Genomic DNA, 24,371 nt, shown 5'->3' on the forward strand with positions numbered 1-24,371 from the left:
GGGCGTTTCTCCAGTTGGAACGTTCGGGCAGCGCCGCAGCGCGCCCTGGGGTTCCCGGCATGTCGCGCCGCAGCAAAGCCAGGTCAATCCGAGGGATGGATCAAGCTTGCGTAGAGATCCGGGTCGGTGGCCCCCTCGGTGCCGAAGAGCAGCACCCGGCTTTCCGCCTGCAGCCCCAGCATGGCGCGGCTCAGCGGCTCCCGCGCCGCCAGCAGAAGGGCCGCCAGCCCGGCCACGGCGCTTTCCCCGGCCTCGATCTCCGGCCTGCGGCGCGCCAGCAGGCGCATGCAGTCCACCGCACTGGCATCCGGGACGGTCATGAAGGCGAAGGCACCGCGCTCCAGCTCCTGCCAGGCGAGCAGGCTAGGCTCGCCGCAGGCGAGGCCCGCCATCAGCGTATCCAGCTCGCCTTCCACCGCCACCGCCGCCCCGGCCTCGGCGCTGGCCAGCAGGCAGGCGGCCTTTTCGGGCTCCACGACGATGATCTTCACCTCCGCGCCGAAGCGTGCGCGGAGGTGGATGGCGACTGCCGCCGCCACCCCGCCGACGCCGCCCTGGATGAAGGCATGGGTCGGCGCCTGGTCCCCCAGCTGGTCCGCGGCCTCCTCCACCATCAGGCGGTAGCCCTGCATCACGTCGCGCGGGATCTCGGTATAGCCTTCGTAGGAGGTGTCCGAGACGACGAACCAGCCCTCGGCCTCGGCCGTGCGCGCGGCCTCCCGCACCGCATCGTCGTAATTGCCGGGCACCACGCGGATCTCGGCGCCATAGCGGGCGATGGCATCGCGGCGGCCCTGGCTGACCGTCTCATGCACGAAGATGACGCAACGGCAGCCCAGCCGCTCCGCGCCCCAGGCGACGGAGCGGCCATGATTGCCGTCCGTGGCGCAGGTCACCGTGATCTCCCGCACCGCATCGCGATGCGCGCCGCCGGCGAGTTCCGCCGTGGTGGCGGCATTGGCCACCCCGCGACGGGCCAGCTCCGCCACCAGCAGCCGCGCCACGGCATAGGCGCCGCCCAGGGCCTTGAAGCTGCCGAGGCCGAAGCGCCCGGCCTCGTCCTTGTAATGCACGGCGGCGACCCGCGCGGCGGCGGCCACATCCTGGAGCGCCAGCAGCGGCGTCGGCGCATAGCCGGGCCAGCCGGTGATTTCCGCCCTGGCGCGGCGGAAACTGGCCTCCGGCAGCACCACCACGCCGGGCGTGCCGTGGCGGCGGTTGAGCAGGAGGCGGGCGGGGCGATCGGGAATCATGCGGGGCAGAGTGGCCCGCCGGGCGCAGGGGGGCAACGCCGGCCGTGCCGGGGGTGCTTGGCGGCGCGCCCGCGCCCCGGCAATTTGGCCACCTGGAATCGGGAATGAGGACAAGGCCATGCAGGTGACCATCCTGGGCGGCGGCGGCTTTCTGGGCCGCAAGCTGGCGGCGCGGCTGGCGGCCGATGGCGCGGTGGGCGGCAAGCCCATCACCGCCCTGACGCTCTTCGACCTGCACCAGCCCGCGCCGCTCGCTTCCCCCTTCCCCGTCCATTGCCTGGCCGGCGACGTGGCCGATGCCGCGGATCTCGCCCGCGCCATCCCGCCCGGCACCGGGCTCGTGGTGCATCTGGCGGCCGTGGTTTCCGCGGCGGCGGAGGCCGATTACGACCTGGGCATCCGGGTCAACATCGCCGGCACGCAGGCGCTGATCGATGTCTGTCGCAAACTTCCCCACCCGCCGCGCGTGGTCTTCACCTCCTCCGTCGCCTCCTTCGATGGCGGTCAGTCCGCCATGGTGCCGGACGAGGCGCGGCAGCTTCCCACCAACAGCTACGGCGCCCAGAAGGCGATCGGCGAGCTGCTGCTGGCGGATGCGACCCGGCGCGGCTTTCTCGATGTCGTCTCGATCCGGCTGCCCACGGTGATGGTGCGGCCCGGCCGGCCGAACCGCGCCGCCTCCTCCTTCGTCTCCGCCGTGCTGCGGGAGCCGCTGCTGGGCCTGCCGGCGCAGTATCCGGTGGCGGAGGATTTCCGGGTCTGGGTCTGCTCGCCGCGGCGGGCGGTGGATTGGCTGGCGCATGCGGCGGGGATGGACAGCGCGGCGCTCGGCCGCGACCGCGGCATCAACCCGCCGGGCCTCTCGGCCAGCATCGCGGAGATGCTGGTGGCGCTGGAGGAGGTGGCAGGCCCCGAGGCCCGCGCCCTGGCCCGGCATGTGCCGGATGCGGAGGTGGAGGCGATCGTCGCCGGCTGGCCAGCCGCCTTCGCCGCGACCCGCGCCCCGGGCCTCGGCTTCGTGCGGTCAGAAACGCTGCCGGAGATCATCCGCGCCTTCATCGCGGACGACCTGGAGGCGACGCGCCGGGACCGCGCCGCCGGCTGAGGCGGCGGCGGCCGGGCCGGCCAGGGCCTCGGGCCGCAGCACCTCGCAGAAGGGGATGGTCATGGCGGCGCGCACCTCCTCGATCAGCGGGGGCGCGCGGCGGCCGCGGGACATGTCGAGCGGGAACCAGCCGATCAGCACCTCCGCCGTGCGCCGCGGCGGCACCTTCACCGGCTCGGCCGGCGCCTCCACCACCCCGGGCAGGCTGATGCCGGTCAGCACGGCGGCGGGCCAGGGATGCGGGTTGCGCACCACCATCCAGTATTCGGTACGCGCCGCCGCGCGGGGCTCGGCCTGCACCACCAGTTCGAAGCGTTCGGCGACCAGGTGGCTGTCCTTCCCCTCCGCCGCCAGCCGACAGGGAAAGGGCGTCTGCGCCAAAGCGGGGCCGGCGGCGAGGATCGGGGCGAGGATCGGGGCGAAGATGGCGGCCAGGGCGGGGCGTCGGGCCATGTCGGTCTCTCCTGCTTTCCCCTCAGCATGCGGCGGCGCGCCGCGCGGTGGCCAGGATGCGATGGCTCTGGCCGCCATCGGCTGTGCCTGTGGCGGCCGTTCCGGCGTGTAGAACGAATTTTGCCGCCACTTCAAGCGGTTGCGCGCGGCGGCCCGCGGCGCCATGCTGGCGGAAATCGTCCCCGGGAGGACCCGCCCATGACCACCCGCCGCACCCTGCTGGGTGCCGCCGCCGCATCCGCGGCCACCCTCGCCGCGCCGCGCCTGGCCCAGGCCGCCTGGCCCGGCGACCGCGCCATCGAGGTCATCGTCCCCTTCCCGCCCGGCGGCGGCGTGGACAATATGGTCCGCCCCATCGTGCATTTCGTGACGCCGCGCCTGCCCGGCGCGCGCTTCGCCATCGTCAACCGCCCCGGCGCCGCCGGGCAGCTGGGCTTCGAGGCCTTGTTCAATGCGGCGCCGGATGGCTACACGCTGGGCGCCCTGACCAATACGGCGATGCACGCCATCGCGGTGGAGCGCACGCCGCGCTACCGGCCGGAGGACTTCACCTATATCGCCAATGTGGTGGACGATCCCGGCGGCTTCTGGGTGCGCGCCGACAGCCCCTGGCGCACGCTGGACGACCTGAAGGAAGCCGCGCGGCGGAATCCGGAAGGCATCGGCGTCGGCACCGCCGGCATCGGCTCCGACGACCACATGCTGCAGCTGAGTTTCGAGGAGGCGGCCGGGGTCCGCCTGCTGCATATCCCCTATAACGGCACCGCGCCGGTGCAGCGTGACGTGCTGGGCGGCAGCCTGCCCGTCGGCAGCTTCAACATGAGCGAGGGCGTGGCCCTGCTGCGGGAGGGCCGGGTGCGCTGCCTGGCGCAGGGCGGCCCGGCGCGCTGGGCGCCGACCGGCCAGGTGCCCACCTTCAAGGAACAGGGCTACGACGTGCTGGGCGGCTCCGCCCGCGGCATCGGCGCGCCGCCGGGCCTGCCGGAGGAGATCCGCGTGAAGCTGGAGACGGCCTTCCGCGAGGCGCTGGCCGACCCCGCGCTGATCGCGGATGCCGAGCGTACCGGCCTGCCGCTGCGGCCGCTCGTCGGCAAGGATTACCGCGACATGATGCGGGCCGACCATGCGGTACTGCAGGGGCTGTGGCAGCGGCGGCCCTGGCGGCAATAGCCGCCCGGCGGCCGGGTCAGCCGGCCGCTTCCGCCCCCTGCGCTTCCAGCGCGGCGCGCCATTCCGGCGTCAGCGCCACCTTCTCCCCGCTATCCTGGCGCGTGACGACGCAGACGGCGCGCGCCGTGCAGCAGGGGGCGCCATCCACCAGCAGCGCATAGTCCTGCACATAGGAGCTGCGGCGGAAGGAGGTGGTGCGGCAGGTCAGCGTCACCGCCTCATTGAACCGCACGCCGCGCAGATAGCGCACCTCCAGCTGCGCCACGACCGGACCCGGGCGATCCGGCGCCAGCGCCGCGCCGGTCAGCGCCTGCCAATGCGCCACGCGCAGATCCTCGAACAGCATCAGGTAGGCGGTGTGGTTCACATGGCCGTAGGGGTCGCATTCGGACCAGCGGATGGTGTGTTCGCGGATCATGCAGGCGGCACGGGCCGCGGCTTCCGGTTCTCGTCGATGGCCACGAAGGTGAAGACGCCCTCCGTCACCAGGCACATCTCCTCCTCCGAGCGTTCCCGCCGCCAGGCCTCGACCTCGATGCGCATGGAGGTGCGGCCGACGGAGACGACTTCCGCGAAGATGCTGACCTCGTCGCCCACCAGCACCGGCATGTGGAATTTCATCCCCTCCACCGCGATGGTCGCGACCCGGCCGCGGCCGCGGCGCCCGGCGGCATTGCCGGCGGCCAGGTCCATCAGCCCCATCAGCCAGCCACCAAAGATGTCGCCGGAGGGATTGGCATCCGCCGGCATGGCGATGGTGCGCAGTTTTGGCGCGGTATCGGGCGGGGTGCGGGTGGGTGGGTTGGGCAAGCCTGTCTCCGTGGTAGCGTGGCGGCGCAACCATCCTTACGGCAGCCATGGCGCAAGTCCACTTCCTGACGCATCCGGAGGTCGCGATAGACCCCTCCGTACCGGTGCCGGACTGGCCGCTTTCGCCACGCGGGCTGGAGCGCACGCGAGGCATGCTGGCGCAGCCCTGGGTGCCGGCGATCCGTTCGGTGTTCAGCAGCGAGGAGCGCAAGGCGCGCGACATGGCGGCGATCCTGGCCGCGCATCTCGGACTGGCGCTGGTCGAGGTGGCGGCGCTGGGGGAGAATGACCGCAGCGCCACCGGCTACCTGCCGCCGGCGGAGTTCGAGGCGGTGGCGGATGAGTTCTTCGCCGCGCCGGAGCGCAGCGTGCGCGGCTGGGAAAGGGCGGTAGATGCCCAGGCGCGGATCGTGGCGGCGGTGCGCGCTGTGCTGGCGCAGGCGCCGCCGGGGGATGTGGCGATCGTGGCGCATGGCGGCGTCGGCGCGCTGCTGCTGTGCCACATCAAGGGCGTGGCGATCAGCCGGGCGGAGGATCAGCCGGGGCGCGGCGGCGGGAATGGGTTCGTCTTCACGCGGGTCGGCTGGAATTTGCTGGAGGGGTGGCAGCGAGTGGAGGGGTAGCCCGGCCCCCACCAGCCTACGGCGTTGCGGCAGCGCCGCAACCCCAGGCTCCGCGCGCGCCCCTCCCTCCCCCGCCTCTGCGGGGGGTTGCGGCGCTGCCGCAACGCCACAGGCTGTGTCGGGGTGGGGGCTCCGCGCGCCCTCAGGCCGCCCCAAGCTTCAGGATCGCCCGCGCCACCGCCTGCGCCCGCGGCACCAGGCTCGACAGTTCCAGATACTCCTCCGGCGTATGCGCCTTGCCGCCCACCGGCCCGACGGCACAGAGCGTCGGCGCGCCCATCGCCGCGGTGAAGCCGCTATCGGCGCAGCCGCCGCTGAATTCGCCGCTCGGGTCGAAGCCGGATTCGGTGGCGGCGGCGCGATAGGTGGCGAAGAGTTTCGCCGCCTCCGGCGACTGCGTCAGCGGCAGGAACTCGCCCTTGATGGTCAGCTTCGCGCGCGTGCCCGGGACGAAGGCGCGGTCGATGATCGCCTGGATCTTCGCCATCACCTCGTCGCGGTCGGCCGGTTCCACATAGCGCAGGTCGATCTGGCCCTGGGCATGCGGCGCCACGGTGTTCACGCTCTGCCCGCCGGTCACCAGGCCGACATTCAGTGTGATGCCGCGCGAGAGATCGGTCAGCGCATGGATGGCGGTGATCTTCGCCGCCAACTCGCCGATGGCGCTGATGCCGGCCTCGAAATTGCCGCCGGAATGCGCGGCCTTGCCCTCGATGTCGAAGACGGAAAAGACGCCGCCCTTGCGCCCCGTGACGATGCCGCCATTCGGCCGGCCGGGTTCGGAATTGAAGACCACGCGCGCCGCCTTGGCCTCGGCCTCGATCACCGGGCGCCCCTCGGGCGATCCGATCTCCTCGTCGCCGGTGAAGAGCGCGACGAGCGGCCCCGGCGCGCCACCGAATTTGCGGAAGGCGGCGAGGACGAACATGTTCATCACCAGCCCGGCCTTCATATCGGCAACGCCCGGGCCGAAGGCGCGGTCACCCTCGATGGTGAAGGGGCGGCGCGTGGGCTCGCCCTTCGGGAAGACCGTGTCGCGATGGCCCATGAGCACGATGTTCTCGCGGGCATTGCCGCCGCGCGTGGCATCTCCGCCTTCGACAATCGCGCGGATGCAGTCGCCGTGCTTCTGCTGCGGCAGGATTTCGACGGGAATGCCCTGCGCCTGCATGAAGCGCGCGACCTGCGCGCCGACACGGTCGACGCCTTCCTTGTCGTAGCTGCCGCCATCGGTATCCACCATCTCGCGCAGCACCTGGATCATCGGCTCGCGTTGTGTGGACAGCCATTCGATGATGTCGGTCTCGGTGGACATGGTCATCCGCTCTCCTCGGTCGGGCGACAGCCTCGCATCCGGCGCCAGGCCTGAAAAGGCCCGCGCGTCCCGCAGCCTTCATCGCCGCGTCATCCCGCGGTCATCCCCCCCGCCTAGCTTCCGCCGCCGATCGGAACGGGAGCCAGCCACATGATCCAGCGCAGACACATCCTCGGCGCCACCGCCGGCGCGGCGCTGCTGCCGCGCTTCGCCATCGGCCAAAGCGCCGGGCCGGATACGCGGCCCTCCATCACGGTTGCCGTGCAGATCGTCAGCATCTCCGGCACGCTGGAGCCGATGCGCGAACAGTCCAATGTCGGCTTCCGCATCATGCCGAGCTTCTGCGAGCCGCTGATCGGCATCGACTGGACGCGCACGCAGCGCGCGGAGCCGGTGCTGGCGACATCCTGGCGCCGCATCGATGCGAAGACGCTGGAGCTCACGCTGCGCGACGATGTGCGGATGCATGATGGCCGCGTGATGGAGGCGGAGGACGTCGCCTTCACCTTCAGCAACGAGCGCATGTGGACCGGCCTGCCCGCCGATACGCGGGGCCTCTTCGTCTCCACCACCGCCGGCGCCGCTGGCAAGACGCCGCCGCCCGAGGCCGCCGCCATCAGCCGCGCGCATTTCCCGAATTTCGAGCGCATGGAGGTGGTGGACCGCCGCACCGTGCGCTTCGTGAACAGCGTGCCCGACGTGACGCTGGAAGGCCGCCTGACGCGCACCACCGGCGCCATCTTCTCCCGCGCCGCCTTTGCGCAGGCCGCGACCTGGCTGGACTGGGCGCGCAAGCCGGTGGGCACGGGGCCGTATCGCGTCGCCTCCTTCCGCCCGGGCCAGGACCTGGTGCTGGAATCGCATGACGACTACTGGGGCGGCCGCCCGCCGCTTCGCCGCATCCGCTTCGTCGAGGTGCCGGACGTCGCCTCCCGCGTCGCGGGTCTGCAGGCCGGCGACTACGACTTCATCTGCGACCTGCCGCCGGACCAGATCCCGGGCATCGAGCGCAGCCCGCGCCACCACGTCGTCGGCGGCCCGATCAACAACAACCGGCTGATCGTCTGGGACAAGACGCATCCCGTGCTGGCCAATCCGCTGGTGCGCCGCGCCATGTCGCACAGCATCGACCGGCAGGCGATCGTCGACAGCCTCTGGGGCGGCCGCACCGCGGTGCCGCGCGGCCTGCAATGGGAAGTCTATGGCGACATGTACCTGGCCGACTGGGAAGCGCCGCGCTTCGACCTGGCCGAGGCGCGCCGCCTGCTGCGGGAGGCCAACTACCAGGGCCAGCCGATCCCCTACCAGCTGCTGAACAACTACTACACGCTGCAGGTCGCCTCCTCCCAGATCCTGGTCGAGGGCTGGCGCCAGGCGGGGCTGAATGTGCAGATCGAGATGAAGGAGAATTGGGGCCAGGTCATCGGCCGCTTCGAGGGCCGTGGCCTCTGCGACAATTCCAATACCGCGGTCTTCAACGACCCGGTCGCGCCGATGTCCGTCTATGCGCCGGGCGGCCAGACCTGGGCCAGCGGCCAGTGGCAGAACGAGGAAGCGCCGCGGCTGATGGATGCGCTGCAGACCGAGACCGACCTGGCCCGCCGCCGCGACACCTTCCGCCGCCTGCTGACGCTGACGGAGCGCGAGGACCCCGCCTATACCGTGCTGTTCCAGACCGCGAATTTCACGGGCAAGCGCAAGGACCTGCCCTGGCAGGCCTCGAAATCCTTCGTGATGGATTTCTCGGCGCCCAACTGGGGCGGGGCGGCCTAACCGTCCAGGCGCTGCACGAAAGTCCGGAGCAGGCCGGTGATGATGGCCGGCTGCTCCAGGCTCGGCAGATGCGCGGCGCCGGGCAATGCCTGGGCGGTGGCCGCGGGCATCGCTTCCGCCATCTGGCGGCAACGGTCCTGGATGTGCGGGAAGTCGAGCTCGCCCCAGGCCACCAGCGCGGGCATGCGCAGCTCGTTCAGGCGGCCGAAGGCGGGCGCCGTGTCGCGGCTTTGGCCCAGCGGCGGAGATCGAAGCGCGATGCCGTTCATCGCGAGAAACAGGTCCCGGACCGGCCCCGCGACGCGTCCCTCCTCCGCCAGGGGTCCGTCCAGCCAGAGGCGCGCCTTCAGCGCATTCACCGCATCGAGGTCGCCCGTCGCCTCCGCCGCCTTCTGCCGGTCCAGCATCGCGCGGATCGCGGGCGGATGGGCCGGCTCCGGCGCGCCGCCCAGGCTGGGTGCGATGAGGACCAGGCCGCGGATGCGGGCGGGATGCAGCAGCGCCGCGTCGATCGCGATCCTGCCGCCCTGGGAGCAGCCGACCAGGGTCACCGGACGCCCCTCGCCCAGCGCCTCGATCACCGCCATCAGGTCGGCGACCGGCGAGAAATCCTCGGCCTCCGCCCGCGTGCCGCCGAAGCCGCGGCGGTCATAGGCGATGACGCGATGCGTGGCGGCCAGCGCCGCCATCTGCGCGGACCACATGCGGCTGTCGCAGACATTGGCGTGCAGGAAGACGAGCGGCGCGCCCTGCCCGGCCGCCTGCGCGGCCAGGATGGCGCGGCCGGAGACGACGTCCTGCATGCGCGAGCCTATTCCACCTTGCCGATGCGTTGCACCGCGCGCAGCAGCCGCGCGCTATCCTCGGCGAAGAATCGGGAAAATTCGGGCGCGTCGAGATAGGCCACCGGCGCGCCGGCCGCGGTGAAGGCGGCGATCAGCTGCGGGTCCCGCACCGCCTGCCGCACCGCGTCCCGCAGCTTCTGCTGCACCGGCGCGGGCGTCGCGGCAGGCGCGAAGAGCCCGGCCCAGATGTAGAACTCGACCTCCGCAAAACCCTTTTCCATGAAGGTCGGCACATCGGGGAAGGACGCCACGCGATCCTTCCCCCAGCAGCCCAGCACGCGCACGCGGCCGGATTGCACATGCTGCGTCAGCGTGCCGGGCGCGGAGGCCAGCGCCTGGATCTGGCCGCCGAGCAGCGCCGTGATGGCGGGGCCGGCGCCGCTGAAGGGCACGTGCAGCAGCCGCATGCCGGCGGCGGCACAGAGCATTTCCATCGCCACATGCAGCGTGCCGTAGGTGCCGGAAGAGCCGTAGGGAATGTCACCCGGGCGTGCCTTCGCCGCGGCGATGAACTCCTCCATCGTCTGCCAGGGCGCGCTGGCCGGCACCGCCAGCATGGTCGGGTCCGCATTCACCAGGGCGATCGGGGCGAACTGGTCCACCGTATAGGGTGGCGTGCGGCCGAACAGCTTTTCGGCTTCGGGGATCACCGCCAGCGAGGACAGCGCCATCAGCGTCGTATAGCCATCCGGCGCGCTGCGGGCGACGAAGGCATTGCCGATGGCCCCCGCCGCGCCGCCACGATTCTGCACCACCACCGCCTGGCCGAGGATTTTTTCCATGGCCGAGGCGGTGGGCCGTGCGGCGAGGTCGGCCTGCCCGCCGGGCGGGAAGGCCACCACCATGTTCAGCGGGCGGGAGGGGAAGTCGGATTGCGCGAAAGCCTGGCCGGCGAAGGGCAGCGCGGCGGCGGCGCCCAGCAGGGTGCGACGGTTCATTTTCTTGGTTCCTCCCGTTTCCAGTGGCGTCGTCAGGCCACCGCATTCTCCAGCTCGCCGATGCCGGTGATGGCGATCTTCACCACATCGCCGGACTTCAGGAAGACCGGCGGGTTGAAGCCGATGCCGACGCCGGCCGGCGTGCCCGTCGCGATCACATCGCCCGGCTCCAGCGTGATGACGGCGCTGATCGCCTCGATCAGGGTCGGGATGTCGAAGATCAGGTCGGCCACCGGCGCGTGCTGGCGCTGCTCGCCATTCACCCAAGTGGTCAGGACAAGCTTCGTCGGGTCCGGCACCTCATCCGCCGTCAGCACGGCGGGGCCCATGGGGCAGAAGGTATCGAGGCCCTTGCCCAGGATCCACTGGCTGTGGCGCTTCTGCAGGTGGCGCGCGGTGACGTCATTGATGATGGTATAGCCGAAGACGTGCTTCAGCGCCGCGTCCTTGCCGATGCCGCGCCCGCCCTGCCCGATCACCACGCCGAGCTCGCCCTCGTAGTCCAGCCCGCCGGTCGTATCGAGATGCCCCAGGATCTTCTCGCCATGGGCGATGATGCTGGTATGCGGCTTGGAGAAGACGACGGGAAAGGGCGGCACCACATCCTTGGCGCCCCCATCGAAGCCCGATCCCGCGAATTCCTTGGCGTGCTCGTGGTAGTTCTTGCCGACGCAGAAGACATTCTTGGGCGGGCGCGGGATGGGGGCGCAGAGCTTGGCGCCCTGCACCACCGGCGCCTTCGCCTGCGCCGCGCGGGCCTTGTCCAGCAGCGCGGGCGCGGCGGCCAGGTCCAGCATGCTCTGGCCGCGCAGCAGCGGCTCGGCGGCGGCCAGGTCGAGCACGGCATCGCCGGCGCCGAGCGCGCCGACTTCCTGCTGCAGCTTGCCCGGACGCGTGAATGTCACCAGCCGCATGACCTAGACTCCTCAGTTCAATTTCGCCCGCATCTGCCCGGTTTCCGCCGGATTGGCCAGGGGGAGGCTGGCCGCGCGTTCCAGGGCGCGGGCGGCGCGGAAGGCCAGGTCGTCGCGGTAGAGTGCCGAGGCCACCTGCACCGCGCGCGGCATGCCGGCCTCGTCCAGGCCGATCGGCACGGCGATCGCCGGCTGGCGGGTCAGGTTGAAGGCGAAGGTCCAGGGCGCCCAGTCGCGCCACAGCGCCTCCACCGGCTTGATGGTGGGGGCATCCGCATCGAAGGCGGCGGTGGGCGTGGCCGCCGTCAGGATCAGGTCGTAGCGCTGGTGGAAGCGGGCCATGGCATGGCCGCATTCCACCCGCAGCATATCGGCGCCGAGGAAATCGGCGGCCGACATGTCGCCCATCCGGCGCGCCACCTCCTCGATCCCGGCATCGAGCTGGGCGCGCTTTTCCTCCGTCGCACCGTTCCAGATGCGGGCGATGGCCACCCCCCAGACGCGGGAGAAGATGGCACGGGTATCGGGCAGTTCGGGGTCCGCCTCCTCGACGATGGCGCCCTGCTCGGCCAGCAGCTTGGCGGCGACCTGCAGCGCGGCCTCCCCTTCCTCGTCAAGCGGCGGCTCGAAGCCCAGGCGGCGCACCACTGCCACCCGCAGCCCGGCCACCCCCTGGTCCATCCCGGCCCGCCAGTCGCGCGGGTCATCCGGCAGGCTGACCGGGTCGCGCAGGTCGTGGCGGGCCATGGCGGACATCATCAGCGCGGCATCGCCCACGCTGCGCGTCATCGGCCCGGCGCAGGCCACGCCGGAAAAGGCGCCATGCGGCCATTGCGGAATGCGGCCATAGCTTGGCTTCACCCCGACCAGCCCGCAATAGGCGGCCGGAATGCGGATGGAGCCGCCGGCATCGGTGCCGATATGCAGCGGCCCGAAGCAGGCCGCCCCGGCCGCCCCGGCGCCGGAGGAACTGCCGCCGGCGGAGCGCTGCGGGTTCCAGGGGTTGCGCGTGACGCCATGCAGCGGGCAGTCGCTCGGCGTCTTCCAGCCGAATTCCGTGGTGGTGGTTTTCCCAAGGATGACCGCGCCCTCGGCCAGCAGGCCCATCACGGCGGGGGCGTTTTCCGTGGCGGGGGCCGGGTCCGTGGTCAGGCTGCCGCGCCGGGTGGGAAAGCCGGCGATGTTCAAAAGATCCTTTACCGTGCAGGGCACGCCATCCAGCATCCCCATCGGGCGGCCGGCGGCCCAGCGGGCCTCCGATTCGCCGGCCTGGCGCAGCGCCTGGGGGTTCATGGTGGCGAAAGCGTTCACCCAGGGGTTGTAGCGCGCCACCCGCTCCATCACCGCCTTCAGCGCCTCCACGGGCGACAAGGCGCGGGTCGCGTAGAGCGCCAGAAGCTGCTCCGCGGTCATCTGGGCGGGATCGGTCGGCGTGGTCATGCGGGGCTTCCGGATCGGGGCGATGTCGCGCAGCATGGCCGCTCACCAGGGCCAGGGAAACCCCGCAGCATGACCAGCGCCAATCCGTGGGAATGGAGCGAGCCGGAATGGCGCGAGATCGTGGGCCGGGCGCGGGCGGGGCGCAGCCTGCGCCCGACCCATTGGCCGGATGGCGCGCGCTGCTGCGTGACGCTGAGCTTCGACGCGGATCACGAGACCATTCCGCTGCGCGACAATGACCAGAGCCCGATGCGGATCAGCCAGGGGCAATACGGCAACCGCCAGGGCATCCCCCGCATCCGCGCCCTGCTGGCCAGGCACGGCATCCCCGCCACCTTCTTCTACCCGGCCGTCTCCGCCCTGCTGCACCCGGAGGAAGTGCGCGCCGTGGCGCAGGAAGGCCATGAGATCGGCGTCCATAGCTGGATCCATGAGGCGAATACGAAACTGCCCCCGGGCGTGGAGCGCGAGCTGACGCTGCGGGCGCGGGACACGCTGGAGAAGGTCAGCGGGCAGCGGCCGGTCGGCATGCGCACGGCCTCCTGGGATTTCTCGGTCGATACCCTGTCCATCATCAAGGAGATGGGGCTGCTCTACGACAGCTCCCTGATGGCGGATGACGATGCCTATGAGCTGCTGGACCAGGGCCAGCCCACCGGGATCGTCGAGCTGCCGCCGGAGTGGATCCGGGACGATGCGGTCTATTTCAACATGCTGCGCTTCTCGGGCCTCCGCCCCTATACCCCGCCCTCCGCGGTGGAGGAGATTTTTGCCGCGGAATTCGACGGTGCCTATGCGGAAGGCGGGATGTTCCTGCTGACCATGCACCCGCATGTCATCGGCCATCGCAGCCGCATCGCGCTGCTGGACCGGCTGGTGACACGGATCAAGAAGCATGAGGGCGTGTGGTTCGCGACCCATGCGCAGGCTGCGCAATGGTGCAAGGACCATGCCTCGTCCTGAGGCCGGCTGGCTGGCGCCTGCGCTGCGGCTTCTCCTGCTGGCCCTGCTGGCCCTGCCCCATCCGGCGCGGGCCGCGGAGGGTCGCGCCCTGCAGGCCGGCTGGTATGCCTCCGAGCCGCAGCAGCATCTGCGGCAGGGCGAGCTGACGGGCCTCGATATCGAGATGGTGCGCGCCATCGCCACCCGGGCGGGGCAGGAGATCCGCTGGTCGAGGCTGGACTACCTGCCACTGCTGGAAGCCGTGGCGGTCGGCAGCCTGGACCTGGTCACCGGCATCCCGACCACGCCGGCGCGGGCCGAGCGCTATGCGCTCTCCGCCCCCTACCGCAGCGATACCAATGTGCTGATCATGCGGCGCGGGGAGGCCAGGGCGCTGCGCTTCCGGGACGCGGCCGGGCTGGAGGCGCATCTGCGCGGCGGGCATGGCTTCCGGCTGGGCGTGCGCAGCGGCTTTTCCTATCTCCACGCGGGGCTGGATGAATGGATCGCCGATCCCCCGGCGCCCGACCTGGTGCGCCCGGCGGATGACGACCTGACCAATATCCGCCGCCTGCTGGCCGGCGAGATCGACGGCTTCCTGGCGGAGCGGCTTTCCGTGGCGCTTGCCATCACCGCCGCCGGGGTGGGACAGGCGGTGGAGGAACAGGCGATGCGCCTCAGCATCCCGCTGCACCTGGCCTTCAGCCGCGCCACCCCGCCCGAGACGGTGGCCGCCTTCGATGCCGCCATCGCCGGGCTGCGCGCCGATGGCACGCTGGACGCGATCGCCGCGCGCTTCCGCTTCCCCCTGCTGCTGTCCCAGACCATCGACAGCCGCTGGTTCCGGGTGCTGCAGATCACCGGCGTGCTGGCCAGCGCGCTGGCGGGCACCCTGGCGGCGCGGCAGAGCCAATGGAGCCTCTTCGGCGCCTTCGTGCTGGCCGGCGTCACCGCCAGCGCCGGCGGCGTGCTGCGGGACCTGCTGGTCGGCCGCTTTCCCATCGGCATCGCGCGGGACCCGCTGCTGCTGAAGCTGATCTTCGGCACGGTGCTCGCCTTCTGGGCGACGGCGCACCTCTGGGCCCTGCTGCGCGGCCGCGCCATGCTGGCCTTCTGGGTGGCGCAGCTCACGGTCGCCATGCGGCGGCGGCGGATCGACCGCTGGCTCTTCGACGCGGCCGATGCGCTGGGCCTCGGCGCCAGCACGGTGCTGGGCGTCACGGTCGCCTTCGGCATGCGGGCGGAGCCCTTCTGGCTCTGGGGGCCGCTGCTCGGCACCATCACCGGCGCGGGCGGCGGCGTCCTGCGCGACGTGCTGCGCGGCGGCGGGCTGATCCCGAACCTGAAGACCGGATTCTATGGCGAGGTCGCGCTGATCTGGAGCCTGACGCTCTCCGGCTACCTGATCTGGCGCGGGGCGCAGATCGAGATCGACGAGGTGGTCGTGGTGGTGGTGGCGGCCGTGGTCGGCGCGGTGCTGACGCGCATGGCCGCCCTGGCGCTCGACTGGCGCCCGCCGCGCCTGACCTGAGGCGCGGCCGCGGGTTCAGTGCATGGCGCCCTGGCGCAGCAGCGTCGCATAGACATCCCGCGTCGCCGCGCTCAGCGAGCGGGACAGCTCCTCCAGCCCCGCCACATGATCGAGCCGCGCCATCGCCTGGGCGTGCTCGGCCTCCGACAGCACCAGGGGCACCAGGCCGGTGGATTTCGCCAGGCCGATCAGCAGCGCGTCGCGCGGGTCGGGGATCTCGTCTTCCAGCAGCACGCCGCGCAGCCGGCGGCGCACTTCCGCCGTCTCGGCGCGGCCGGTGGCCTTGGGGTAGCGGCGCTCGGGGAAGACCCAGAGGAAGCGGTCCTCGATCCGCCGCAGCACGCCGCCCGCCACCAGGCGCTCCAGCACCTGCGCCCGCAGCGCGGCGCCGGACTTGGCGATGTCCTGGATCCACCAGCGGCTGGTGCGCTCGGCGGCGCCTGTGGCCGTGGCCAGCCGCGCCAGGACCTCATCCAGCACCGCATCCCCGGTCGGCCGCGGCTGGACCAGCACCAGCCGGTCCAGATCCGTGTCGATCCGCCCGGCCAGGGCCAGCTCCATCAGGATGGCGCCGGCCAAGGCGAGGTCGCCGGCAGGGCCGGGCAGCCCCACCGGCTTGCCGGTCTCGTCATCGAGGAGGAGCAGCAGGATCTCCTCCGGCATGGTCAGCGACATGGCGGCCCCCGGTGTTTCCGGGAGCTAACCACGAAGCCGGCCAGCCGTCAGCGTCACGCGACGACGATGCTGAACTGCTTCGCCACCGCGGTCCATTCGGTGATCTCCTCGCGGATGATCGAGACGAAGGCCTCGCCGGCCGGCGGCGGGTTGCGCGGCATGGTCTGCAGGTCGACGAAGCGGGCCGCCAGCTCCGGCCGCGCCAGGATCGGCGGGATGATGGAGGTCAACCGCTCCACGATCGGCGCCGGCAGGCCCTTCGGCCCCGACAGGCCGAGCCATTGCGCCGAGGTCAGCTTGGGGAAGCCCAGCTCGGCAAAGGTCGGCACATTGGGGAACATCGCCAGCCGCTGCGGCGTGGAGACGGCGAGCGCGCGCAGCGACCCGTCCCGCATCTGCTGGGTATTGGTGGTGATCGGGTCCACCATGCATTCGATATTGCCCGCCAGCACGTCCTGCATGGCCGGCGCGCTGCCGGCATAGGGGATGTGGTCGAGGTTCGGCGCCCGCGCCTCGGAGGAGAGCATGGCGCCCAGCAGATGCGGCGCGGAGCCGATGCCGGAGGAGCCGAAGCGCACCGGCCGCGTGCGCGCCGCCGTCACCAGCTGGTCCAGCGTCTGGAAGGGGGAGCTGGCCCGCACGAGGATGATGTTCGGCGCCTCCACCAGCTGCATCATATGGGTGAAGTCGCTGATCGGGTCGAAGGGCAGCGTCGGGCGGGTGGCGGTGGAGAAGACATGCACCGAGGCATGGCTGACCAGCAGCGTATAGCCATCGGCCGGCGCCTTCGCCACGGTATCGGTGCCGATGATGCCGCCGGCGCCCGGGCGGTTTTCCACCACCACATTCTGGCCCAGCGCCTGCGCCATGGCCGGGGCCATCAGCCGCGCCACCGTGTCCACCAGTCCGCCCGGGGGAAACTGGGCGACCAGGCGGATGGAGCGGTTCGGCCAGGCGGTCTGCGCCTGGACGAGGGAGGGGGCGGCCAGGGGGCCGGCCAGGCCGGCGGCGGCCAGGCCGAGAAGATTGCGACGCGTCGTCATTGTTGCGCTCCCAGCGGTCAGAAACCGAGGGGTGGCGCACAAGCCTTGGGCATCCGCCCGGGCCCGTCGCACGCCTTGCCCCTCTGCCGGGGAGCAAGGCAAATCGTATGCCGCGATCAGCCCTCGCGCTGGCTGGTCCCGAGGCCGACGCCGCGGACGTCCGAAACCGCGACGGCGAGCGAGCGGTTCAGGCTCTCGATCCGCGTCACCACGCCGAGCCAGGGCTGCACCGCCTCCAGCTCCGCCTCGGTGAACAGCAGCGGCAGCAGGCCTGCGGCGCGCACCAGGCCGAGCAGCAGCGCGTCCTGCGGTGCCGGGATTTCCTCCTCCAGCAGCAGGGCGCGAAGGCGGGCGCGGGCCTCGGTGACCTCCGGCCGGCCCGGCGCCTTGGGATAGCGGCGGTCGGGCAGGATCCAGAGCACCCTTCCCTCCTCCCGCCGCAGGATGCCGCGGGCCACCAGCCGGTCCAGGATCGCGGCGCGGGCCGCCGGCGCGTCGCGCGCCAGCAGCGGGATGGCGCCACGGGCATCGCCCGGCGCGCCGGGCGCGGACAGCCGGGCCAGCGCGGCGTCCAGCGCCGGCTCGCCCAAGGGCGTGGCATCCACCAGGATCAGCCGGTCCCGGTCCGTATCCACCCGGCCGGCCAGCGCCAGCTGCATCAGCAGGGCGCCGGCCAGCGCCCGGTCGGGCGCCATGCCGCTGCGGCCGACCGGGCGGCCGGTTTCGTCATCCAGGGCGAGGAGGACGATCTCCTCCGCCAGGGTCAGGCCGCCCTCGCTCACGGCTGCGCCAGCGCCGCGGAGCAGGGCGACATCACATCGGTGACGCCCACGCGTTCGCCGCCGGGCTGGATCTGGATGAGGTTGGGGCAGGCGAAATTGACCGGCAGCACCGCATGCTCGACCACCTCCAGCGGCCCCATCGCCGCCAGCCCGTCCAGCGTCGCCTGCGGCAGGTCGCGATTCGCCGTTGCACCCTCCGGCCCGCTGACATCGAGGCGCGGGAAATGCGCCGCCGCCTCGGGGTCCATGCCGAAGCCGGTGACCAGGGACAGCATCTGGAAGACCGCGGCCAGGATGCGCCGGCCGCCGGAGGCGCCCAGCGCCATCTCCGGCACCCCGGCGGCATCGGCCACGATGATGGGGGACATATTGGTCAGCGGCCGCTTCTTGGGCCCGATCGCATTGGCGCTGCCCGGCCGCGGGTCGAACCACATCACGCCATTGTTCATCAGCACGCCCGACCGCGGCAGCACGACGCGGGAGCCCATGGAGGAGAGCAGCGTGGTGGTCATGGAGACCATCATGCCATCCGCGTCGCAGACATTCAGATGGGTGGTGCAGCTATCGGCGCCCTTGGGCTCGGCATCCCCGAGGCCTGCCAGACGCTCCGCATAGGCCTCCTGCATCGCCTTCGCGAAGGCCAGGTGCCAGGCGGTGCCCGGCGCTTCCCCGGACCAATCGGCCGCCTCCATCAGCGCCATGACGCGGCGGAAGGTCGGCGCCGCGGTCAGGCCGTTCGACAGGTGCAGCCTATGGCCGCGCCAGGGCACGGAGACCGCCGGCAGCACCCGCGCCTGGCAGCCGGCGAGGTCGGCGGCCGAGAGGATGCCGCCCGCCTCCTGCACATCCGCGGCGATGGCGGCCGCCACCTCGCCCTCATAGAAATCCCGGAAACCGGCCTGCTGCAGCCGCTCCAGCGTCTCCGGCAGGCGGCCCTGGCGGAAGAAGCCGGGCGTGCCCTGGTAGGGGGCGACGGGCGGCAGGCCGTTCGGCAGGTAGATCCGCGCCGATTCCGGATAGAGCTTCAGGGTGGAGGCCGCATTGGCGATCTTCAGCGTGGTGAACCAGTCCTGCGCCAGGCCGCGCCTGGCCAGCGCCACGGCCGGCGCCAGCACCTCGGCGGCCGGCAGCCGGCCGCGCCGCTCATGCAGCAGGGCGTAGCCCGCGACCGAGGAGGGGATGCAGAAGCTCATTGGCCCATGGATATTGCGGTCGCCCTCCACCTCCGGCCAGGCGAAGAGGTCCTGCTTCATGCGGCCGGTGGTGGGGAAATCCTTGGCATCCAGCCCGGCCGGCGAGACGGGGCCGAAATCGAAGGTCTCGGCCGGGCCGCCGGGGGCGGCGACCTGGGCGAAGCCGACGCCGCCGAGGCCGCTGTTCCAGGGCTCCATGGCCGCCAGCGCGAAGGCCATGCCGACCGCCGCATCCGCCGCATTGCCACCGGCCTCCAGGATGGCGATGCCGGCCTCGGCCGCGGCGCGGGACTGGCTGGCCACCATGCCCCGGCGGCCGCGGGCGGCGGGCTTGGTGACCTGCCAGTGCTGGGTGGTGTGGGTGGGCGGCTGGTACATGCGGGATCCTCCGGATGGGCGGAGGATCGACCCGGCCGGGCGGCGCCGCAAGCCGCCCCCCGTGCCTTGCGTATCAGCGCGACTTGGCGGCGCGGCGGCGGTCCACGGCCTTCTCGAAATCCAGGTCCTCGTGCCAGCTCAGATGGCGGTCGAGCGCCGCCTGCGCGGCGGCCAGGTCGCCCCGCTCCAGCAGGTCCAGGATCTCGCCATGCTCGGCGGAAATCCGCGGCTTCGGCCGCACGTCATGGCCCAGCCCCCAGACCACCGAAAGCTGCCGCGCCACGCTCAGCCAGATGCCGTGCAGCACGCCATTGCCGGACAGCCGGCAGAGCTCGCCGTGATAGGCCTCGTCCGCCGCCACGATGGCGGCGGTGTCCGGCCCCTCCGCCACCGTATTGTAGCGCTCCGCCGCCCGCCGGGCCGGGGCCAGGCGGTCGGTCGTCGCCAGGCCGGCGGCCAGGATCTCCCGCAGCGCCAGGGATTCCAGCGCCGTCCGCACCCGCATCAGCTCCGCCACCGCGCGGTTGGTCACCTGCATCAGCCGCATGCCCTTATAGGGCGTGGAGACGACGATGCCCTGGCTTTCCAGAAGGCGCAGCGCCTCCCGCACCGGGACGCGGCTGATGCCCAGTTCGCGGGCGATCTCGGCCTCCACCAGCCGGTCCCCGGGCAGGAAGACGCCCCGGGCGGCGGCGGCCACCACCGCCTCCGCGGCCTGTTCGACCATGGTGCGCGGATGCACGGGCGCCAGCCTGCGCTGGTCGCCGCTGCTGGCATCCTCGGGGGCGGGTGGCTCGAAAGCCTCGGCGGAGATGGCGTTCACGGGCGGCAGCCTTGGACAGGTCGTACGTATTGTAAGGTCATTTCAACACATCACCTAGTCGCCTGTCTCGCCCCGTGAGGGGGCTGGACGGATCGACCCCAGGGCCGGGCCCCTTGGATGGCCGGCCGATTGCGCCTAATGACGCGCGAATTGGCCCTTTCCGGGGCAGAGCAGATGCGGCCGGCCCGGCCCGGGAAAGCCGCCGCGCAGGATGGGAGACGAATTGTGGCAGCATCGGTGCGAATTGGCGGCCTCGGCGTGGACTCGGCCTTCCGGCAATTCGTCGAGGCCGAGGCCCTGCCCGGAACCGGAGTCGAGCCCGCCCGCTTCTGGTCCGGCCTGGAGGCACTGCTGCGCGACTTCGCGCCCCGCAATGCCGCGCTGCTGGCGAAGCGGGACGAGCTGCAGGCCCGGATCGATGCCTGGCATCGCGCCAACCCCGCCCGGCCGGTGGACCTGGCCGCCTACAAGGCGCATCTGGCGGAAATCGGCTACCTGCTGCCGGAGCCGGAGGATTTCAGCGTCGGCACCACGGATGTGGACGCCGAGATCGGCCAGATGGCCGGGCCGCAGCTGGTGGTTCCCGTCTCCAATGCCCGCTATGCGCTGAATGCCGCCAATGCCCGCTGGGGCAGCCTCTACGATGCCCTCTATGGCACGGATGCGATTCCGGAGGCCGACGGCGCCGAGCGTGGCCGCGGCTACAACCCGAAGCGCGGCCAGAAGGTGATCGCCTTCGCCCGCCGCGTGCTGGACCAGGCCGCGCCGCTGGCCGGCGGCGCCAGCCATGCCGACAGCCGGGGCTACGCCATCGAGGGCGGGGCGCTGGTGGCGACGCTGGAGGGGGACCGCAAGGTGGGCCTGGCGCGGCCCGGCCAATGCGTGGGCTTCCAGGGCGAGCCCTGGGCGCCGACCGCCATCCTGCTGGTGAACAACGGCCTGCACCTGGAGGTGCATGTCGACCGCACCAGCGCCATCGGCCAGACCGACCCCGCCGGCATTTCCGACCTGGTGATGGAAGCGGCGCTGACCACCATCATGGATTGCGAGGACAGCGTCGCCGCCGTGGATGCGGCGGACAAGATCGACGTCTACCGCAACTGGCTCGGCCTGATGAAGGGCGATCTGACCGCCGATCTGGAGAAGGGCGGGAAGACCATCACCCGGCGGCTGAACCCGGATCGCACCTGGAAGACCCCGGCCGGCTCCGCCGTCACGCTGCATGGCCGCTCCGTGATGCTGGTCCGCAATGTCGGCCACCACATGATGACGGATGTGGTGACGCTGGACGGCGCCGAGATCCCGGAGACGGCGCTGGATGCGATGGTGACCTCGACCATCGCCCTGCACGACATCCGCGGCAAGCGGATGAATTCCCGCACCGGCAGCGTCTATATCGTGAAGCCCAAGATGCATGGGCCGGAGGAGGTGGCGCTGGCTGACAGCCTCTTCGCCCGGGTCGAGGACGCGCTCGGCCTGAAGCGCGCCACGCTGAAGATGGGCATCATGGACGAGGAACGCCGCACCACGGTGAACCTCAAGGCCTGCATCAAGGCGGCGCGGGACCGCGTGGTCTTCATCAACACCGGCTTCCTGGACCGCACGGGGGATGAGATCCACACGGCCATGGAGGCCGGCGCCGTGGTGCGCAAGAACGACATGAAGGCGCTGCCCTGGATCGCGGCCTATGAGGCCTGGAACGTCGATGTCGGGCTGCTGTGCGGCCTGCGTGGCCGGGCGCAGATCGGCAAGGGCATGTGGGCCATGCCGGACATGATGGCGGCGATGCTGGAGCAGAAGGTCGGCCACCCCAAGGCCGGCGCCAATACCGCCTGGGTCCCCTCCCCCACCGCGGCCACGCTGCATGCGCTGCACTACCACCAGGTGGATGTGGCGGCGCGGCAGGTGGAGCTGGCGGCCGGCGGCCGGCGCGGCCGGCTCGACGATATCCTGACCATCCCGCTGGCCCAGGACACCAACTGGGCGCCGGCCGATGTGCAGGCGGAGCTGGACAACAACGCCCAGGGCATCCTGGGCTATGTCGTGCGCTGGGTGGACCAGGGGGTCGGCTGCTCCAAGGTGCCGGATATCAACGATGTGGGGCTGATGGAGGACCGCGCCACGCTGCGTATTTCCGCCCAGCACATCGCCAATTGGCTGCGCCATGGCATCGTCTCCCGCGCCCAGGTGGAGGAGACGCTGCGCCGCATGGCGGGCGTGGTGGACGGCCAGAATGCCGGCGATCCGGCCTATCGGCCGATGGCGCCGGGCTTCGACGGCCCGGCCTTCCAGGCGGCCTGCGACCTCGTCTTCGAAGGCGCGGCGCAGCCCAATGGCTATACCGAATTCGTGCTGCACCGGCGGCGGCGCGAAGCCAAGTCGGCCGGCTGAGTTGGCAGCCGGCGGCGGGCAGGGTTAGGCTGGCGAAACGACCCGTGGAGCCCCCCGCCCTGCCACGCCCTGCTGTCCTGATGCTTTTCGTGGCCCTCGGGGCCTGCACCTCCGCCAGCCCGGTGGCGGAGCTGGCACCCGGCATCCATGGGCTGACGACCCATGCCAGCACCGCCGCTACCGCGGCGCGCCTGGGGGTGGAGCGGGCGCGGCAGTTCTGCGCAGCCCAGGGCCGGGGCTTCGAGGCGACGCGCAGCGAGATCGGCGCGCGGGACTATAAGATCGCCTTCCGCTGCCCGCGGGCGGAGGGACTGCCGGCGGCGACCTTGGCGCAGCCGAACCTGGCACAGCCGGTCCTGGCGCCGAGCCCGCTGCCGCCACCGCCCGCGGCGACTGGCGACCTCTACTAGACTCCTCGCCTCCCGACATCGCGCGAAGGAACCCGCCCGGCCCTGCGCCATTGAAGACCAGGCGGCGGCCCGATTATTGCCTGCGGCCTCTGTTGCCTAAGGTTTCGCCGGCCGCCCCGGCGGCTTTGGTCGGCGGCGGAGTTGTTCTAGAAGCGATGGTCCTGCGGCGGGCGGCCAGAGACGGGTGGATGGATGGCGGACGAGGACTGGAACATCCCTGAGGACTCCCGGCCGGACCCGGCCGATTACAGCTTCGACCTGCCCCGCGCCCTGGCCTCCGTGGTCAGCCTGAAGACGCGCGTGCCGGCCGATGCCTTCTCCGCCCGCACCCTGGGGACGGAGCGCGAGGGCAGCGGCGTGGTGATCCGCGAGGACGGGCTGGTGCTGACCATCGGCTACCTGATCGGCGAGGCCGACAGCATCTGGATCAAGACCGCCGCCGGCCGCGTCGTGCCCGGCCATGCGCTCGCCTATGATTTCGAGACCGGCTTCGGCCTGGTGCAGGCGCTGGGCCGGCTGGAGGCGCCGGCCATGCCGCTCGGCGCCGCCGCCCTGCCGGATGCCGGCGTGCAGACCGTGCTGGCCGCCGCCCCGCAGACCGGCCGCGCCGCCGCCGGGGGTGGCGCGTTGGCCTGCTCCGTGGTGGCGAAGGAGCCTTTTGCCGGCTACTGGGAATATCTGCTGGAGGAGGCGCTGTTCACCGCACCAGCCCATCCCTCCTGGGGCGGGGCGGGGCTGATCGGGCCGGATGGCACGCTGCTCGGCATCGGGTCGCTGGTGCTGCAGCATCGCGATGCGAAGGGGCGCAAGCTGGACCTGAACCTGGTCGTGCCGATCGGCCTGCTGCACCCCATCCTGGACGACCTGCTGGCCTATGGCCGCGTCAACAAGCCGCCGCGGCCCTGGCTCGGCCTTTATTGCGCGGATCAGGAGGAGGGCGTGGTGGTCGCCTCGGTCGCCGCGCGGGGTCCCGCCGAACGCGCCGGCATCCGCCCGGGCGACCGCATCCTCGGCCTGGACGACAGCGAGGCGCCGGACCTGGCCGGCCTGTGGCGCAGCCTCTGGTCGCGCGGCCCGGCGGGGGTTTCGGTGAATGTGGCGGCGGAGCGGGACGGACGGCGGCTGGTGCTGCCGGTGGTGAGTGCGGATCGCAGCAGCTTCCTGAAGGCCCCGCGGCTGCATTGAGCCGGCGCAGATCAATCGGAAGTTGTTGCGCTTCCTCCAGCAGTTGATAAAGTGGTGCTGACGGTTTCGTGAGGTCAGCCGATGCTGGATACCCAGTCGACGGAGCTCGAAGCCCGCCCCTGCGGGTATGAGGCGGAACGATGGGCGGAGCACGCCGCGCCGCGCCACGCGGACCCGGCGGCGGATCGCGCGCCGGATGGGCGCGGCGATACGGAGCTCGGCTTCTCCACCCTCTCGCCGGCGGATGCACTCGACCAGGCGGTGGCCGCCCTGGCGCGGCGCTTCCCGGGCCGCGCGCACCGGCTGCTGCGCAGCGGCACCCTGCCGGTGACGCCGGTGGAAGTCGGGCGCTATTTTGCCGAGGTCGGACCCATCTGAA

24 protein-coding genes are annotated in these 24,371 nt (G+C 71.8%); 10 read left to right on the forward strand and 14 right to left on the reverse strand.

The window, feature by feature from the left end; genetic code table 11:
* Positions 1-83: 83 nt before the first annotated feature.
* Positions 84-1,253, reverse strand: coding sequence for a diaminopropionate ammonia-lyase (locus tag ACTIF1_RS07150; protein ID WP_439595701.1), 1,170 nt, complete (start codon positions 1,251-1,253; stop codon positions 84-86).
* 118 nt (positions 1,254-1,371) lie between these two features.
* On the opposite strand from ACTIF1_RS07150, the gene denD reads away from it, so the two are divergent.
* Positions 1,372-2,358: a D-erythronate dehydrogenase gene (denD, locus tag ACTIF1_RS07155; protein ID WP_439595702.1), complete on the forward strand. Its 987-nt coding sequence runs from the start codon at positions 1,372-1,374 to the stop codon at positions 2,356-2,358.
* Here the strand turns inward: denD and ACTIF1_RS07160 are convergent.
* Positions 2,278-2,811 (reverse strand): hypothetical protein, encoded by a 534-nt coding sequence (locus ACTIF1_RS07160; RefSeq protein ID WP_439595703.1) that lies wholly within the window; start codon positions 2,809-2,811, stop codon positions 2,278-2,280. The genes denD and ACTIF1_RS07160 overlap by 81 nt on opposite strands.
* Before the next feature lie 198 nt (positions 2,812-3,009).
* Here ACTIF1_RS07160 and ACTIF1_RS07165 point away from each other — a divergent pair, with 198 nt between their 5' ends.
* On the forward strand, positions 3,010-3,981 hold the full coding sequence (locus ACTIF1_RS07165) for a tripartite tricarboxylate transporter substrate binding protein (protein ID WP_439595704.1): 972 nt from the start codon (positions 3,010-3,012) through the stop codon (positions 3,979-3,981).
* Between the two features lie 16 nt (positions 3,982-3,997).
* On the opposite strand, the gene ACTIF1_RS07170 is transcribed toward ACTIF1_RS07165, so the two are convergent.
* Positions 3,998-4,399 (reverse strand): acyl-CoA thioesterase, encoded by a 402-nt coding sequence (locus ACTIF1_RS07170; RefSeq protein WP_439595705.1) that lies wholly within the window; start codon positions 4,397-4,399, stop codon positions 3,998-4,000.
* Positions 4,396-4,731, reverse strand: a complete 336-nt coding sequence (locus ACTIF1_RS07175; RefSeq protein WP_439595888.1) for an acyl-CoA thioesterase — start codon at positions 4,729-4,731, stop codon at positions 4,396-4,398. Before ACTIF1_RS07175 ends, ACTIF1_RS07170 begins: the two co-directional genes overlap by 4 nt.
* A gap of 107 nt (positions 4,732-4,838) precedes the next feature.
* On the opposite strand from ACTIF1_RS07175, the gene ACTIF1_RS07180 reads away from it, so the two are divergent.
* Complete coding sequence (locus ACTIF1_RS07180; RefSeq protein ID WP_439595706.1) at positions 4,839-5,414, forward strand: histidine phosphatase family protein; 576 nt, start codon at positions 4,839-4,841, stop codon at positions 5,412-5,414.
* A gap of 142 nt (positions 5,415-5,556) precedes the next feature.
* Here ACTIF1_RS07180 and ACTIF1_RS07185 read toward each other — a convergent pair whose 3' ends face one another.
* Complete coding sequence (locus tag ACTIF1_RS07185) at positions 5,557-6,735, reverse strand: M20 family metallopeptidase (protein ID WP_439595707.1); 1,179 nt, start codon at positions 6,733-6,735, stop codon at positions 5,557-5,559.
* 144 nt (positions 6,736-6,879) lie between these two features.
* Here ACTIF1_RS07185 and ACTIF1_RS07190 point away from each other — a divergent pair, with 144 nt between their 5' ends.
* Entirely contained in the window at positions 6,880-8,502 is a 1,623-nt protein-coding gene (locus ACTIF1_RS07190) for an ABC transporter substrate-binding protein (RefSeq protein ID WP_439595708.1), read from the forward strand.
* Here ACTIF1_RS07190 and ACTIF1_RS07195 read toward each other — a convergent pair.
* From ACTIF1_RS07195 to ACTIF1_RS07210, 4 genes are read right to left on the reverse strand one after another with little or no spacing between them, the layout of a single operon-like run.
* Complete coding sequence (locus ACTIF1_RS07195) at positions 8,499-9,305, reverse strand: alpha/beta fold hydrolase (protein ID WP_439595709.1); 807 nt, start codon at positions 9,303-9,305, stop codon at positions 8,499-8,501. The genes ACTIF1_RS07190 and ACTIF1_RS07195 overlap by 4 nt on opposite strands.
* Positions 9,306-9,313: 8 nt before the next feature.
* Positions 9,314-10,285, reverse strand: a complete 972-nt coding sequence (locus ACTIF1_RS07200; protein ID WP_439595710.1) for a Bug family tripartite tricarboxylate transporter substrate binding protein — start codon at positions 10,283-10,285, stop codon at positions 9,314-9,316.
* Positions 10,286-10,317: 32 nt separating this feature from the next.
* Positions 10,318-11,199 (reverse strand): fumarylacetoacetate hydrolase family protein, encoded by an 882-nt coding sequence (locus ACTIF1_RS07205; protein ID WP_439595711.1) that lies wholly within the window; start codon positions 11,197-11,199, stop codon positions 10,318-10,320.
* Between the two features lie 12 nt (positions 11,200-11,211).
* Positions 11,212-12,639 (reverse strand): amidase, encoded by a 1,428-nt coding sequence (locus tag ACTIF1_RS07210; RefSeq protein WP_439595712.1) that lies wholly within the window; start codon positions 12,637-12,639, stop codon positions 11,212-11,214.
* 69 nt (positions 12,640-12,708) lie between these two features.
* Here ACTIF1_RS07210 and ACTIF1_RS07215 point away from each other — a divergent pair, with 69 nt between their 5' ends.
* Entirely contained in the window at positions 12,709-13,602 is an 894-nt protein-coding gene (locus tag ACTIF1_RS07215) for a polysaccharide deacetylase family protein (RefSeq protein WP_439595713.1), read from the forward strand.
* Entirely contained in the window at positions 13,589-15,112 is a 1,524-nt protein-coding gene (locus tag ACTIF1_RS07220; protein ID WP_439595714.1) for a TRIC cation channel family protein, read from the forward strand. The genes ACTIF1_RS07215 and ACTIF1_RS07220 overlap by 14 nt, the downstream gene beginning before the upstream one ends.
* Before the next feature lie 15 nt (positions 15,113-15,127).
* Here ACTIF1_RS07220 and ACTIF1_RS07225 read toward each other — a convergent pair whose 3' ends face one another.
* The 5 genes from ACTIF1_RS07225 to ACTIF1_RS07245 all read right to left on the reverse strand — a co-directional run bounded on the left by ACTIF1_RS07225 (position 15,128) and on the right by ACTIF1_RS07245 (position 20,006).
* Complete coding sequence (locus ACTIF1_RS07225) at positions 15,128-15,787, reverse strand: GOLPH3/VPS74 family protein (protein WP_439595715.1); 660 nt, start codon at positions 15,785-15,787, stop codon at positions 15,128-15,130.
* Positions 15,788-15,840: 53 nt separating this feature from the next.
* Positions 15,841-16,830: a Bug family tripartite tricarboxylate transporter substrate binding protein gene (locus ACTIF1_RS07230; protein WP_439595716.1), complete on the reverse strand. Its 990-nt coding sequence runs from the start codon at positions 16,828-16,830 to the stop codon at positions 15,841-15,843.
* A gap of 116 nt (positions 16,831-16,946) precedes the next feature.
* Positions 16,947-17,612, reverse strand: a complete 666-nt coding sequence (locus ACTIF1_RS07235) for a GOLPH3/VPS74 family protein (RefSeq protein WP_439595717.1) — start codon at positions 17,610-17,612, stop codon at positions 16,947-16,949.
* A complete protein-coding gene (locus tag ACTIF1_RS07240; protein WP_439595718.1) occupies positions 17,609-19,183 on the reverse strand; it encodes a gamma-glutamyltransferase family protein in 1,575 nt (524 codons plus the stop codon). Before ACTIF1_RS07240 ends, ACTIF1_RS07235 begins: the two co-directional genes overlap by 4 nt.
* 73 nt (positions 19,184-19,256) lie before the next feature.
* The gene (locus ACTIF1_RS07245; RefSeq protein WP_439595719.1) at positions 19,257-20,006 is read right to left on the reverse strand and encodes a GntR family transcriptional regulator; all 750 of its coding nucleotides are present in this window, start codon (positions 20,004-20,006) and stop codon (positions 19,257-19,259) included.
* Between the two features lie 225 nt (positions 20,007-20,231).
* On the opposite strand from ACTIF1_RS07245, the gene ACTIF1_RS07250 reads away from it, so the two are divergent.
* From ACTIF1_RS07250 to ACTIF1_RS07265, 4 genes are all read left to right on the forward strand, one after another.
* Positions 20,232-22,397, forward strand: coding sequence for a malate synthase G (locus tag ACTIF1_RS07250; protein WP_439595720.1), 2,166 nt, complete (start codon positions 20,232-20,234; stop codon positions 22,395-22,397).
* A gap of 80 nt (positions 22,398-22,477) precedes the next feature.
* A complete protein-coding gene (locus ACTIF1_RS07255; RefSeq protein ID WP_439595721.1) occupies positions 22,478-22,807 on the forward strand; it encodes a hypothetical protein in 330 nt (109 codons plus the stop codon).
* 192 nt (positions 22,808-22,999) lie between these two features.
* Positions 23,000-23,992 carry a S1C family serine protease gene (locus tag ACTIF1_RS07260; RefSeq protein WP_439595722.1) on the forward strand — a complete coding sequence of 331 codons (993 nt, stop codon included), beginning with the start codon at positions 23,000-23,002 and terminating at the stop codon, positions 23,990-23,992.
* 81 nt (positions 23,993-24,073) lie between these two features.
* Positions 24,074-24,370: a hypothetical protein gene (locus tag ACTIF1_RS07265; RefSeq protein WP_439595723.1), complete on the forward strand. Its 297-nt coding sequence runs from the start codon at positions 24,074-24,076 to the stop codon at positions 24,368-24,370.
* Position 24,371: the final 1 nt, after the last annotated feature.

The organism is Falsiroseomonas sp. (assembly GCF_051860665.1).
GTDB lineage: Bacteria > Pseudomonadota > Alphaproteobacteria > Acetobacterales > Acetobacteraceae > Falsiroseomonas.

Coding starts and splice junctions, on each gene's coding strand:
- ACTIF1_RS07200 (WP_439595710.1), bottom strand. CDS start 10,285: ATGAACCGTCGCACCCTGCTGGGCGCCGCCGCCGCGCTGCCCTTCGCC.
- ACTIF1_RS07205 (WP_439595711.1), bottom strand. CDS start 11,199: ATGCGGCTGGTGACATTCACGCGTCCGGGCAAGCTGCAGCAGGAAGTC.
- ACTIF1_RS07210 (WP_439595712.1), bottom strand. CDS start 12,639: ATGACCACGCCGACCGATCCCGCCCAGATGACCGCGGAGCAGCTTCTG.
- ACTIF1_RS07230 (WP_439595716.1), bottom strand. CDS start 16,830: ATGACGACGCGTCGCAATCTTCTCGGCCTGGCCGCCGCCGGCCTGGCC.
- denD (WP_439595702.1), top strand. CDS start 1,372: ATGCAGGTGACCATCCTGGGCGGCGGCGGCTTTCTGGGCCGCAAGCTG.
- ACTIF1_RS07195 (WP_439595709.1), bottom strand. CDS start 9,305: ATGCAGGACGTCGTCTCCGGCCGCGCCATCCTGGCCGCGCAGGCGGCC.
- ACTIF1_RS07185 (WP_439595707.1), bottom strand. CDS start 6,735: ATGACCATGTCCACCGAGACCGACATCATCGAATGGCTGTCCACACAA.
- ACTIF1_RS07265 (WP_439595723.1), top strand. CDS start 24,074: ATGCTGGATACCCAGTCGACGGAGCTCGAAGCCCGCCCCTGCGGGTAT.
- ACTIF1_RS07260 (WP_439595722.1), top strand. CDS start 23,000: ATGGCGGACGAGGACTGGAACATCCCTGAGGACTCCCGGCCGGACCCG.
- ACTIF1_RS07150 (WP_439595701.1), bottom strand. CDS start 1,253: ATGATTCCCGATCGCCCCGCCCGCCTCCTGCTCAACCGCCGCCACGGC.
- ACTIF1_RS07220 (WP_439595714.1), top strand. CDS start 13,589: ATGCCTCGTCCTGAGGCCGGCTGGCTGGCGCCTGCGCTGCGGCTTCTC.
- ACTIF1_RS07165 (WP_439595704.1), top strand. CDS start 3,010: ATGACCACCCGCCGCACCCTGCTGGGTGCCGCCGCCGCATCCGCGGCC.
- ACTIF1_RS07190 (WP_439595708.1), top strand. CDS start 6,880: ATGATCCAGCGCAGACACATCCTCGGCGCCACCGCCGGCGCGGCGCTG.
- ACTIF1_RS07175 (WP_439595888.1), bottom strand. CDS start 4,731: ATGCCGGCGGATGCCAATCCCTCCGGCGACATCTTTGGTGGCTGGCTG.
- ACTIF1_RS07170 (WP_439595705.1), bottom strand. CDS start 4,399: ATGATCCGCGAACACACCATCCGCTGGTCCGAATGCGACCCCTACGGC.
- ACTIF1_RS07255 (WP_439595721.1), top strand. CDS start 22,478: ATGCTTTTCGTGGCCCTCGGGGCCTGCACCTCCGCCAGCCCGGTGGCG.
- ACTIF1_RS07215 (WP_439595713.1), top strand. CDS start 12,709: ATGACCAGCGCCAATCCGTGGGAATGGAGCGAGCCGGAATGGCGCGAG.
- ACTIF1_RS07160 (WP_439595703.1), bottom strand. CDS start 2,811: ATGGCCCGACGCCCCGCCCTGGCCGCCATCTTCGCCCCGATCCTCGCC.
- ACTIF1_RS07180 (WP_439595706.1), top strand. CDS start 4,839: ATGGCGCAAGTCCACTTCCTGACGCATCCGGAGGTCGCGATAGACCCC.
- ACTIF1_RS07240 (WP_439595718.1), bottom strand. CDS start 19,183: ATGTACCAGCCGCCCACCCACACCACCCAGCACTGGCAGGTCACCAAG.
- ACTIF1_RS07225 (WP_439595715.1), bottom strand. CDS start 15,787: ATGTCGCTGACCATGCCGGAGGAGATCCTGCTGCTCCTCCTCGATGAC.